Below are 12306 nucleotides of genomic sequence, written 5' to 3' on the forward strand. Positions count from 1 at the left end.
CGCCGCCCTCCTCGACGAACTCACCCAGCAGGAATTCCCACATCCGGAAACCGGAGCCAGAATGACCTTTGCGCTGGTCTAACGTGCCATCCGGGTTTCCTTCGAGATCCGGAAATCTGCAGTTTGCGTTTCTCGACTTACTCGGCTTGCGGACCCATTGCTCGATCCAAGGATAGGCGGCCGCCGCCCGAGAGCACCAATGCGACGCTGATCGCGAGCAATGCCAAGCCGAACTCATAGCCGTCGTTGGCCATGAAGAGGCCTTTTTCCAGATGCACAGTGGCGATGGCGACCGCCATGGTGACCGCGAGGACCAGCGCTGAAGGCCGCACCAGAAGGCCGAGAAGCAATGCCAGGCCGCCGAAGAACTCGGCGCTACCGGCCAGCAAGGCCATCAGGTAACCTGGTGCAAGGCCGATACTCTCCATCCATTGGCCAGTCCCTTCCAGGCCGTAGCCCCCGAACAGACCGAACAGCTTTTGCGCGCCGTGCGCAGCGAAGATGACGCCGGCTGCAATGCGCAAAACCAGTGGTGCGACGCTGTTATCGGTGGCCAGCAAGCGCTGCGAGAAAGTGCTAGCGGAGGATGCGTTGAAAACGAGGGTGTTCGAAGAAGTCGACATAGTCTTTCCTGGGTTGAGATTCACGATCGGTTCGAAGTCGTTGTCATGGAAATGTTTGAGCGCAGGCGCTCAACGCTGGTGAATCCACGTGGGGGCGATCCCGGTGCCGAGGCCTGCGCCGTAGCCCAGAAAGATGTTCAACCCCGCCAGCGGCTCCAGATAACGGGCGTTCCTCAGGCCACCCGCGTCCAGCGTAGCAAACCCCATGGATTCGGCCAGTGACTTCGCTGTCTGCTTGGCCCGATCGCTGTCACTGGCCAGGAATACCGTGACCTTCTGACCGGCGCCAAAATCGGCCCCTTCGGCCAACACCTGGGCAAACACCGTGTTGAAGCCTTTGACGACCTCCGCTTCGGGCACAGCGCGGGCAATCTCTTCACCCGCCGACGTGCTGTGCCCCAGAGTCAAGCCCATGTAGTCGGGCGTGAGCGGGTTGCTGATGTCGATGACGATCTTGCCCGACAGGTCACCCACGCTGCGCAGGGCGGCGACCGCCTCCTCGTAAGGCGTCGCCAGGAAGACGACGTCCCGTTCTTGGGCAGATCCTTCCAGCGCGACAGCGTTGGCACCATGCTGCCGCGCCAGCGCATGGGCCTTGGCCCGGTCGCGGCCAGCGACGGCAACTTGGTGACCCGCAGCGGCGAGCTGTTTGACGAAGCCAGCGCCCATATTGCCGGTACCGATGACGAGAACTTGCATAATCTTTCCTTTCAGTGGTTAGACCCGCGGTGCGGGCATGGGCCGAACTGTATTCAAGTCGATTGCAAAGATAAATCGCCATCTCATAGACAAACTGTTTAATATTCCGGAACAATGGACAAATACCAGGAAATGCGCGTCTTCGCCGCTGTCGTGGAGGCGTCCAGCTTCGTTGCTGCGGCGGACAGCCTCGGCATGTCCAAGGCCGCCGTTTCGCGCCATGTCGCAGAACTGGAACAACGCCTGGGCGTACGGCTCATGCACCGCACCACCCGCAAGCTGTCGCTGACGCCTGAAGGCGGAGTCTTTCTTGCGCGCTGCCGAGACATCCTGTCGAGCATCGAAGCCTCCGAGGCCGAAATCTCGACGCACAGCGTGACAGTCGGCGGGCTGCTCAAGCTCAGCGTCCCGGTCAGCTTTGGCATCCGGCACCTGGCACCGCTGTGGCATGAATTTCTTGCCCTGCACCCGCAGGTGAGTCTGGACGTGCAACTGGCCGACCGTGTCATCGATCTCATCGATGAAGGCTTTGACTTGGCCATTCGTATCGCCCGATTGCCAGACTCCACCCTGATCTCGCGTCAAATCGCATCGACCCGACTGGTGTTGTGCGCCGCACCTGGCTACCTGAGGCGCCGCGGCGCGCCCAAGCATCCGTCGGATCTGGCCGAGCACGACGTGCTGGGTTACAGCCTGTTGGCGACCGGTGATCAGTGGCAGTTCGCGGGGCCCCACGGCCCGATCAGCATCAAGGTACGGCCACGAATATGGTCGAACAACGGCGACACCTGCATTGCCGCTTGCCTGCACGGCGCCGGCATTCAGTTGCAGCCAACCTTTCTGATCGACCGCGAACTCCGCGCAGGAGATCTGGTGGAAGTCCTCCCCGAGTTCCGGGCCATTACAATGGGTATCTATGCGGTCTATCCAACGCGGCGGTTCGTGCTGCCGAAAGTGCGCGCGCTGGTCGACTTCCTCAACTCAAGACTCAAGAATGAACCGTGGAACCGCTCGGAGATCAGGGCTTGACCAGGATTTCGATTGCCGGTGGAGGTGGTGGAGGTGGCCTTGTTTGTTTGGACAGCAAATGCGCTTCGATTAGTGGAGCCATGCAGTTTCCGTTCCCTTGACCAGTGATGCGGTTGGTTCTGAGCTGCTGGGATTTTATCCAAACCGAATAGCGATCGGTGGAACGTGTGGGCGTAGCGACGCGGTCGGAAAGTCACCGGACTTTTCCACGGCAAGCGGCCCGCTGCGCGCCAGCGCATCGTCCACAAATCCACCGCGTTCCTTCCTGATGCCCTGGGCCGCGTCTCGGATGGCCGACGCGAGGGCCACGAAGTGGGCGGCGTCCGGCGTCTTGCCGTCCAGGGCGCGATGTGGTCGGCGCTCGTTGTAGAAGCGAATGTATGCTGCGGCCGGGTTGGCTCTTGCATCGGTGACGCTGTCGTAGGCCTTGCGAACCACCGCCTCATCCGTCACCGTCATCCACAGGCGCTCGATGAAGACCTCTTCAGGCCAGGACCCCTTACCGTCCATGCTGATCCGGATGTCGTGCGCTTTGAGTAGACCCGTGAATTCGCCGCGGGTGAACTGGCAACCTGACCGGTGTTGAAGATCTCCGGGCACCCATGGCGGTGAATGGCGTCGCGCACCGCACCCAGCCAGAAGTCGGCCGTCAAGGTGTGGAGAGCCGCCAAGCGCGCATCCGCCTTGCGTACCACTCGATCACGGCGAACAGATAGAAGAAGCCGCGGCGCATCGGAATGTGGGTGATGTCCGCCGCCCGCAACTGATTGGGTGGTTCGACCAAGGTCGCGCAGCAGATACGGATCGATTTCATCACCGCGCTACCGACGAGAGGTGTTGGGCTTCCGCTACAGCGCCGCGATGCCCATGCGCGCCATCAAGGTGCTGATGCGCCTGCGTCCGGCCTGGAACCCCTCGGTGCGCAGCAGATCGCGCAACATGCGGGGCCGGCGATGGGGTGATCGAGAGGCAACTCGTCGATGCCACGCATCAGCGCCAGATCCTCCGGCAAACGTCGCGGACGTGTCGTAGGCGGTCGAACGCGCCAGCCCGAGGAGCCGCACTGAAACTAAAAAGGGGCAGCTCGTTCGTAGCCTCGATCATCGTCTTGCGCGAAGCCTGCCCGCCTTGGTGAGCGCATGCTCCAAGAAATCGTTCTCCAGCGCCAACTATCCTGCTGTCCGAATCTACGGGGCCGGCTCTGTCACCTGAACGCGGTCAAACGCTGCCTTTGCGCTGCGTCATGACTTCCCGAAGGCGTTGGCCGCTTGGCCGCCCGTTTCCCCGCCGGAGCGCACCAAGCGAGCGGCGGCCTGCGCGCTGTCCTGCGGCGCATCGATCGACTCTTCCTGCGCAAGCTGGCGCGCGAACTCGCCACCATCGCCGCGCCAGAACTCGCGATCGGCGGCACGAATGCGCTGTGCGGCCTGCACCATGTGTTCCGCCGCGGCGGCGCGCGCCAGGCTGGCATCCCCTGCGGCAATCGCGTCGACGATGCGTTGGTGTTCCGCCTGCACCTGACGGTAGAAATCCTCGCGCCGTGCCTCGTTTGCGCGGGTCACGCGGACGGCGGCCCGGATCGGCTGGGCGAACATCTCCATCAGTCGCATCCAGTACGGGTTGCCGGTCGCCGCGGCAATCGCCTGGTGAAAGCGGGCGTCCTCTTCGACGCCATCGGCGCCCGCAGCGACCGATTGTTCGATCCGGCGTAGCGAATATTCGATTTCCGCCAGTTGGCCCGGTGTTCGGCGCAGCGCCGCCAGTGCAGCCGACTCGGCTTCCATTCCCTGGCGAACCTCGATCAGGTTCAACAGCGCTTGAATCGACTCTTCGGTCAGGCGATCGCTGTCCGTAACCCAGTCTGGCTTTGCTTCGCGGACGAAAGCGCCGCTGCCCTTGCGGGTTTCGAGCAGGCCATCGCTTTTCAGAATCGCGATCGCTTCACGGAGAACGGTCCGGCTCACGCCGAAGTGTTTGGCCATCGCCAGTTCCGATGGCAGCCGCGTTCCCGGAGCCAGGTCATCACCTTGAATCTTTTCGAGCAGCATTTCAGCGACGCGCGAAGCAAGGGTGCCGGTCTTGAACGTGGCGGCTTGTGGGGTCGAACGTAGCGTGAACGGATTGCTGGTTTCCATCTGCTGCCTCTTGGTGGTCCAGATGTCGAAAGAAACAGGGAGTTCTTTGGTGCACGAGTATACAGAAAAAATCGCTGACTCTCCTATTGACTATAAGCAGTATATGCTGTAGCCTGAGAATAGACAGCTTTCATACAGGTTAGACTTCTCCGAACCTAGAGCGAAGCGTGGGGCTGCCTGCTTGCCGGTTGTCGTGCCCACCTACACCAAAGGACTTGCCAATGAAAACACCTCGACTTGTCGCATCCCTGATCTGTGCGCTGACTCTGACTTGCTCTGCCGGTGTGCTGGCGCAGACGGTTTTGAAGATCGGCTTTACCGCCACCAACGATTCTCACTACGGTACCGCGGCTAATGTCTTCGGCGAGGAACTGGCCAAGCGTACGAACGGGCGCTACAAGCTGCAGAACTTTCCTTCATCGGCGCTCGGCGGCGAGCGGGAGATGGTCGAGGCCGTGCAACTGGGCTCGCAGGACATGGTGATCACCTCGACCGGCCCGGTGGGCAACTTCGTTCCCGATACACGTGTCTTCGACATTCCTTTCCTCTTCCGCGACTACGAGCATGCGCGCAAAGTGCTTGACGGTCCGATCGGACAGGAGGTGCTGACCAGGTTTCCCGGCAAGGGTCTGGTTGCACTGAGCTGGCTGGAAAACGGCTTTCGCCACCTGACCAACAACAAGCAGCCGATTACCGGCCCGGAGAATCTGCGCGGCATGAAGATCCGGACGATGGAGAACAAGGTGCACATGGAAGCGTTCAAAACCCTTGGCGCCTTGCCGACGCCGATGGCGATGAACGAGTTGTTCACCTCGCTGCAACAGGGAACCGTCGACGGCCAGGAAAACCCGATTCCGGTGATTCTTTCCAACAAGCTCTATACGGTGCAGAAGCACCTGACGCTCGACGGGCACGTCTATTCGCCGGCGTTGCTGCTGATTTCGCCGACGGTGTGGGCAAAGGTCAGCGAGGCTGACCGCAAGGCCTTTCAGGAAGCGGCCAGGCTTGCCTTGGCGGCGAACCGCAAACGGGTCAACGAAGACGAGGCGAAGGGCATCGCGATCATTCGGAACGCCGGCGTCAGCGTCGTCGAAAAAGTGGACCTTACGCGCTTCCAGACCGCCGTCGCGCCGGCGTACGCGGTGTACGCCAAGGAATTCGGCGCCGACCGCATCAAGAAGATCCAGGACGTCAAGTAAAACCCTCGCGAAAGGACGGGGCGACGCGGTGCTGCGCCGCCCTGCTGCAAGCCCATGACCAAACTCCTTCTTGCTTTCGAGCGCCGGGTGACCAGCGCGATCTGGACGCTGGCGTGCCTGCTTCTGGCGCTGGCGGCGTGCCTGGGCTTTTACCAGGTGCTCACCCGCTTCATTTTCAACGAACCTTCGACCTGGACCGAGGTGAGTATCCGGATGATTCTGATCTGGATGGTGATGCTGGGTACGGTGGTCGCTTTTCGCCAAGGCGCGCTGGTTTCGGTCGACCTGATGTATCGCTTGAGCCGCGGGCTATGGTTGAAGACGCTGCGGCTGATCATCACCGGAATCAGCGTCGTTTTCCTCGGCGTGCTCGTCTGGTACGGCGCCGAAGTCGCCTGGCGCGTACGTTTTCAGGAACTGGCCGGACTTGAGCCGCTGTCGATCGGTTGGGCCTATCTGGCGTTACCGGTTGGCGCGGCGCTGAGCATTCTCGCCGTTCTGGCGAACCATCTCGATCCACGCCACATGGAACTCGATACCGCTCTCTAGAGCCGACCGATTCCCCCAGGAGGAAGCGCCCGATGTCTGCCGCAATGTTTGTTTCGATGATCGTCTGTTTTGCCCTGAGCGTGTCGATCGCCGTCTCGATCGGCTTTTCCAGTGTCGTCGGCATCCACCTGTTCGGCACGGCGCCCTTGTTGGTGGTGCCGAAGGAGATCTTCTCGTCGATCGACAAGTTTCCGCTGGCGGCGATTCCATTTTTCATTCTTGCCGGCAATCTGATGGAGGTCGGCGGCATCTCGCGTCGGCTCGTCGATTTCGCCAAGTCGATCGTCGGCGGCCTGCAAGGCGGCCTGGCGATCACCTGCGTGCTGACCTGCATGATCTTTGCCGCCGTTTCCGGTTCCAGCGTCGCCACCACCTTCGCCATCGGCGCCATTCTGATTCCGGCAATGGTCAAACACGGCTATCCGGTTCCTTTCGCCACTGCTTTGCAGGCGACCGCGGCGGAACTGGGGGTGATCATTCCGCCGTCGATCCCGATGATTCTCTACGGCGTTTCGGCCGAAGTGTCGATTGGTGAACTGTTCGTCGCGGGATTCGGTCCCGGCATCCTGATCGGCTCAGCACTCATCCTTTTCGTCTGGGTATGGTCGAAAATCAAGGGCCACGGCAAGGACGATCACCTCGGTCGCTTGCCTTTCGGGCGTGCCTTGAAGGAGGCACTGCTGGCGCTGATGATGCCGGTGATCATCCTCGGCGGTATTTACGGCGGGGTCTTCACACCGACGGAAGCCTCGGTCGTCGCCGTTTTCTACGCACTGCTCGTCGGCATGGGAATTTACCGCGAGATCGCATTTGCCGATCTGCAGGCGATCTTCAGAAAGTCGGTCATCTCGTCGGCGGTGATCATGTTCATCATCGCCAACGCCGGGTTGTTCAGCTACCTGATCACGCGTGCCGGCGTTCCCGAAGCGATCGGCGACTTCCTCAAGGCGCATCTCGACAGCGACATGATCTTCCTGCTCGGCGTGAACGCCGCGCTGTTCCTGATCGGCATGTTCATCGAAACCTCCGCGTCGATCATCGTGCTGGCGCCGATCCTGGCTCCGGTGGCGATGAAATTCGGCGTCGATCCAGTGCACTTCGGCACGATCATGGTCGTCAACCTTGCCCTGGGGATGATCACGCCGCCTTTTGGCGTCAACCTCTTCGCCGCGTGCACGGTCGCCAGGACTTCGCTCGACAAGATCATCACCTCGCTGGTGCCCTTCGTGCTGGTCATCCTGAGTTGCCTGATGGTCGTCACCTATGTGCCGCAGTTGTCCCTGTTCCTGCGCGACCTGGTCTACGCCCGCTGAACCTGCGGCTGGCGGCAATCGGCTGCGACCGCTTCACTTCATTATCAAGGAAAGCAAACGAGATGGATATTTCTCAGACCCCGCGGGTCGGCATCATCGGCCTCGGCGCCATGGGCATGGGCGTTGCCCGTTCACTGTTACGGGCGGGCTTCGCCGTGCACGCGTGTGACCTGCGCGAGGCCGCCGTGCAGACGATCGTCGAGGCTGGCGGCGTCCGTGCCGAATCGCCAGCCGCTCTCGCCCGCACGGTCGACACGCTGATCGTCCTCGTGGTCAATGCCGAGCAAACCGAGTCCGTTCTTTTTGGCGAAAACGGTGCCGCGGCGCAATTGGCACCCGGGTCGGTGGTCATTGCCAGCGCTACGGTGTCACCCGAATTCGCTCGTGCGCTTGGCCGGCGACTGGCCGGGCATGGGCTGCTGATGATCGACGGACCGGTCTCTGGCGGAGCAGCGAAAGCGGCTGCCGGACAGATGACGATCATGGCGGCCGGGCGTCCGGAAGCGTTTGCCAAGTGCGCAGCGGTTCTCCAGGCGATTGCCGGCAAGGTGTATCGCCTGGGTGACGAAGTGGGTGCAGGTTCCGTCGTGAAGATGGTCAACCAGCTTCTCGCTGGCGTCCACATCGCCGCTGCCGGCGAAGCGATGGCCCTGGCGATCCGTGCCGGTGCCGACCCTGAACAGGTTTATGAGGTGATCTGCAACAGCGCCGGGTGCTCGTGGATGTTCCAGAACCGCGTGCCGCATATTCTTGCCGGCGACTATACGCCGTTGTCGGCGGTGAACATTTTCGTCAAGGATCTGGGCATCGTCCTCGACTACGCGAAAAAGAGCATCTTTCCCTTGCCCTTGTCGGCCACCGCCCACCAGATGTTCATGCAGGCGTCCGCCGCCGGCTACGGCGCCGAGGACGATTCTGCGGTGATCAAGGGATTTCCCGGAATAACGCTGCCCGCACCCAGCGCAGCGAATCACTGAAGGCGGCCAAAGGAGAATCGAATGAGCCTCTTGCTCGGCTGTATCGCCGACGATTTCACCGGCGGGACCGATCTCGCCGGGATGCTGGTCAACGCCGGAATGCGTACGGTACAGATGATCGGCGTTCCGCGCCGACCGCTGCCCGAGGGTACCGACGCTGTCGTCATCGCGCTCAAATCGCGCACGATTGCGCCCGAGGCGGCGGTTGCCGAAGCGCTCGCCGCGCTTCGCTGGTTGCGCGCCGCCGGATGTCGCCAGATCTACTTCAAGTACTGTTCGACCTTCGACTCGACGCCGCAGGGCAACATCGGTCCGGTCAGCGAGGCCCTGATGGCCGCGCTTGAGACGCCGTTTTCGATTGCCTGCCCGGCTTTTCCGGCCAATGGACGGACGGTCTACAAGGGCCACCTTTTCGTCGGCGATGTCCTCCTCTCGGAATCCGGCATGCGCCACCATCCGCTGACGCCGATGACCGATGCCAATCTGGTGCGCGTTCTGCAGCAGCAGGTCAAGGGCAAGGTCGGTCTGGTCGAACAGTCGATCGTCGCGCGCGGCGAGAAAGCCATTGGCGAACGCTTCGCCGCGCTGCGCGCCGACGGCTGCCGGCTGGCCATCGTCGATGCCATCTCCGATGCCGACCTGCTGGCGATTGGCGCTGCGTGCGCCGACTTGCCCCTGGTCACCGCCGGTTCGGGTGTCGCCCTTGGCCTGCCGCAGAACTTTCGTCGTGCCGGTCTGCTGGCTGAAGACCTGGTCGCCGATGCCTTGCCGGCGACGGACGGTTATCGCGCGGTCGTCGCCGGCAGTTGCTCGCTGGCGACGCAGGCGCAAGTGGCCGCGATGTGCGCCGTGCGACCGGCTTTCCGGGTCGATCCACTGGCGCTGGCGCGCGGCGAAGACGTCACCGGCGCAGCCTTGATCTGGGCTGGCGATCGCCTTGCCGACGGGCCGCTGCTGGTCTACGCCAGCGCCGACGCCGAGTCCGTGGCGGCGGTGCAGCAGCAGATCGGCGCCGAGCGCGCCGGCAGCCTGGTTGAAGACGCGCTGGCGCTGATTGCCGACGGTCTGGTCAAACGCGGTGTGGGTCAGTTGATCGTCGCCGGCGGGGAAACCGCGGGTGCTGTGGTCAAGAAACTTGGCATCGACGGACTACGCATCGGCGCACAGATCGATCCGGGCGTGCCCTGGACCACCGCCCTCGCGGCCACATCCGGTGCGGCGCCGCCTTTGGCGCTGGCGCTCAAGTCCGGCAACTTCGGTAGCGTGGACTTCTTCCTCAATGCCTGGGACAAGCTGACATGAGCGCCATCGCCGCCCATGCCGGCGAAAACCGGCTGCGCGAGCGCATCGTCGACCTCGGTCGCTCACTCTTCGCACGAGGGCTGACGGCCGGTAGCAGCGGCAACCTCAGCGCGCGCGTCGACGATGGCTGGCTGCTCACGCCGACCAATGCCTGCCTGGGCGAACTCGATCCCGCGCGCCTGGCCAAGCTCGACTGGCAAGGACGGCAGCTTGCTGGCGACGCGCCTTCCAAGGAAGCCTTTCTGCACCGTGCGATGTACGAGGAGCGACATGCTGCCGGCGCCATCGTACACCTGCATGCCACGCATGCGGCGGCGGTCTCCTGCGTCGCCGGGCTCGACCATGACGATTGCCTGCCCCCGCTGACCGCCTATTTCGTCATGAAAATCGGCCGCTTGCCATTGATTCCCTATCATCGGCCGGGTGATCCGGCGCTCGCTGACGCCATTCGAGGGCTCGCCGGGAAGCACAGTGCCGTGTTGCTCGCCAACCACGGCCCGGTCGTCTCGGGGAACACGCTGGAGGCAGCGGTCTACGCGATCGAAGAGCTCGAGGAAACCGCCAAACTCTTCCTTCTGCTGCGCAACACCCCGGTCAAGCCACTCAACACACAACAGATCGCAGAATTGAAGTCGGCGTTCAGGCTCGACTTCTGAAAGGACCGCCATGCCCAGGTTTGCCGCCAATTTGACGATGATGTTCAACGAATTGCCATTTGCCGAGCGGTTTGCCGCGGCGGCGCGCGCCGGATTTCAGGGCGTCGAATTTCTTTTTCCGTACGAACTTCCGGCGAGCGAAGTCGCGCGGCTGTTGCGCGAAAACTCGCTGGTCAACGCCTTGTTCAACCTGCCGCCGGGCGACTGGGCAGCGGGTGAACGCGGCGTAGCTTCATTGCCGGGACGTCAGGACGAATTCCGTGCTGGCGTGCGGTTGGCGCTCGACTACGCGCTTGCCCTCGGTACGCCGACACTGCACGCGATGTGCGGGTTGCTGCCGGTTGCGGCCGAGCGCGAATTCCATCGCGCGGTGTACATCGAAAACCTGCGTTACGCCGCGCGCGCATTGGCCGAGCACGGCCGTACGCTGGTCATCGAGCCGATCAATACGCGCGACATACCCGGCTATTTCCTCAATACGCAGGCGGAAGCGCACGCCGTCTGCGCAGCGGTCGGCGAGCCGAACATCAAAGTCCAGATGGACTTCTATCACGCACAGATCGTCGAGGGAGACCTCAGCGTCAAGTTCAGGCAGTACTTCGCCCGCATCGGTCACGTGCAGATCGCCAGCGTGCCCGAGCGCCACGAGCCCGATGAAGGCGAAGTGAATTATGCGCACATCTTCCGCCTGCTCGACGAGCTGGGCTACGACGGCTGGGTCGGTTGCGAGTACCGGCCGCGCGGACGCACCGAAGACGGTTTGTGCTGGTTGCCGGAAAACATTCGTCGGAACTCCGAAGAAAGGCCATGAAAATCGTCATCACCGGTGGCGCCGGCTTTCTCGGTTGGCGTCTGGCGCGCCATCTGCTCGCCCGCGGCCACCTGACCGACGCCCGCGGAAAGGAACGCGAAATCCGTAGCATCGTTCTCGTCGACCTGGTGCCACCGGCCCAGGCGCTGGCCGATTCGCGTCTTTCGCTGGCCTGTGGCGATATCAGCGACGCCAGCTTTCTGCGCCAGACGATCGACGCCGAAACGGCTTCGATCTTTCATCTTGCCGCAGTGGTCAGCGGCCAGGCCGAGGCCGATTTCGAGCTCGGCATGCGCATCAACCTGGACGCCTCTCGCCGGCTGCTCGACCATTGCCGCACGTTCGAGCAAGCGCCGAAGTTCATCCTGACGAGTTCAGTCGCCGTCTATGGCGGACAGCTTCCCGAACGCGTACTCGACACGACGGCACTTTGTCCGCAGTCGTCCTACGGCGTTCAGAAGGCGATCGCCGAGCTGCTGGTGAACGATTACAGCCGGCGTGGCTATGTCGATGGCCGCGTCCTCCGCCTGCCGACGATCAGCGTTCGTCCCGGCAAGCCGAATCAGGCGGCCTCGAGTTTCGCCAGCGGCATTATCCGTGAGCCGCTGCTCGGCCAGCCGGCCGTCTGCCCCGTCTCGCCCGAAATGCGTCTCTGGCTGCTCTCGCCACGGCAAGCGATCGCCTCGCTGATCGTTGGGCACGAACTGCCGGCCGCCGCTTTCGCCTTTGGTCGAACCGTCAATCTGCCGGGCATATCGGTGCGGGTCGCTGAAATGGTCGCAGCGCTCGGCCGCGCCGCGGGTCCGGAGACGACCCAGCGTATCCGTTGGCAGATCGATCCGCTAGTTGAACGTATCGTCGGCAGTTGGCCGCAGTCCTGGGACACCGTGCGAGCGAACGCCCTCGGATTCGTCGGCGACGCGAACTTCGACAGCATCGTCCGGGCTTTCATCGAGGATGAACTGCCAACCTCTGTTCCCGGCGTTGTGAAGTGACCGACGACCAGCCCCAGC

Annotated in this window: 11 protein-coding genes and 2 pseudogenes; 9 read left to right on the forward strand and 4 right to left on the reverse strand. The window is 62.7% G+C overall.

Annotation, left to right across the window (positions count from 1 at the left end; all coding sequences use genetic code 11):
- Positions 1-137: 137 nt before the first annotated feature.
- Together Q1L59_RS14800 and Q1L59_RS14805 are read right to left on the reverse strand one after the other, a co-directional pair.
- Positions 138-623, reverse strand: coding sequence for a DoxX family protein (locus tag Q1L59_RS14800; protein WP_300333633.1), 486 nt, complete (start codon positions 621-623; stop codon positions 138-140).
- 69 nt (positions 624-692) lie between these two features.
- Positions 693-1322, reverse strand: a complete 630-nt coding sequence (locus Q1L59_RS14805) for an NADPH-dependent F420 reductase (RefSeq protein ID WP_300333612.1) — start codon at positions 1320-1322, stop codon at positions 693-695.
- Positions 1323-1436: 114 nt separating this feature from the next.
- On the opposite strand from Q1L59_RS14805, the gene Q1L59_RS14810 reads away from it, so the two are divergent.
- Positions 1437-2351 (forward strand): LysR family transcriptional regulator, encoded by a 915-nt coding sequence (locus tag Q1L59_RS14810; protein ID WP_300333614.1) that lies wholly within the window; start codon positions 1437-1439, stop codon positions 2349-2351.
- A gap of 300 nt (positions 2352-2651) precedes the next feature.
- On the opposite strand, the pseudogene Q1L59_RS14815 reads toward Q1L59_RS14810, so the two are convergent.
- Together Q1L59_RS14815 and Q1L59_RS14820 are read right to left on the reverse strand one after the other, a co-directional pair.
- A pseudogene (locus tag Q1L59_RS14815) lies at positions 2652-3622 on the reverse strand (IS3 family transposase); the annotation flags it as partial.
- A 174-nt stretch (positions 3623-3796) separates the two neighbouring features.
- Positions 3797-4486: pseudogene (locus tag Q1L59_RS14820) on the reverse strand (FadR/GntR family transcriptional regulator); the annotation flags it as partial.
- A gap of 221 nt (positions 4487-4707) precedes the next feature.
- Between Q1L59_RS14820 and Q1L59_RS14825 the strand changes: the two are divergent.
- The 8 genes from Q1L59_RS14825 (at position 4708) to denD (ending at position 12288) form a co-directional block, all read left to right on the forward strand.
- Positions 4708-5685, forward strand: coding sequence for a TRAP transporter substrate-binding protein (locus Q1L59_RS14825; protein WP_300333616.1), 978 nt, complete (start codon positions 4708-4710; stop codon positions 5683-5685).
- A 54-nt stretch (positions 5686-5739) separates the two neighbouring features.
- The gene (locus Q1L59_RS14830) at positions 5740-6234 is read left to right on the forward strand and encodes a TRAP transporter small permease (protein ID WP_300333618.1); all 495 of its coding nucleotides are present in this window, start codon (positions 5740-5742) and stop codon (positions 6232-6234) included.
- A 32-nt stretch (positions 6235-6266) separates the two neighbouring features.
- Positions 6267-7547, forward strand: coding sequence for a TRAP transporter large permease (locus Q1L59_RS14835; protein ID WP_300333620.1), 1281 nt, complete (start codon positions 6267-6269; stop codon positions 7545-7547).
- A 62-nt stretch (positions 7548-7609) separates the two neighbouring features.
- On the forward strand, positions 7610-8524 hold the full coding sequence (ltnD, locus tag Q1L59_RS14840) for an L-threonate dehydrogenase (RefSeq protein WP_300333623.1): 915 nt from the start codon (positions 7610-7612) through the stop codon (positions 8522-8524).
- A 21-nt stretch (positions 8525-8545) separates the two neighbouring features.
- Positions 8546-9826 (forward strand): 3-oxo-tetronate kinase, encoded by a 1281-nt coding sequence (gene otnK / locus Q1L59_RS14845; RefSeq protein ID WP_300333624.1) that lies wholly within the window; start codon positions 8546-8548, stop codon positions 9824-9826.
- Positions 9823-10482 (forward strand): 3-oxo-tetronate 4-phosphate decarboxylase, encoded by a 660-nt coding sequence (gene otnC, locus Q1L59_RS14850; protein WP_300333626.1) that lies wholly within the window; start codon positions 9823-9825, stop codon positions 10480-10482. Before otnK ends, otnC begins: the two co-directional genes overlap by 4 nt.
- A 10-nt stretch (positions 10483-10492) precedes the next feature.
- The gene (otnI, locus tag Q1L59_RS14855) at positions 10493-11293 is read left to right on the forward strand and encodes a 2-oxo-tetronate isomerase (RefSeq protein ID WP_300333628.1); all 801 of its coding nucleotides are present in this window, start codon (positions 10493-10495) and stop codon (positions 11291-11293) included.
- Entirely contained in the window at positions 11290-12288 is a 999-nt protein-coding gene (denD, locus tag Q1L59_RS14860; RefSeq protein ID WP_300333631.1) for a D-erythronate dehydrogenase, read from the forward strand. The genes otnI and denD overlap by 4 nt, the downstream gene beginning before the upstream one ends.
- Positions 12289-12306: the final 18 nt, after the last annotated feature.

Origin of the sequence: Accumulibacter sp. (assembly GCF_029255125.1) — a bacterium.
Lineage (GTDB): Bacteria > Pseudomonadota > Gammaproteobacteria > Burkholderiales > Rhodocyclaceae > Accumulibacter.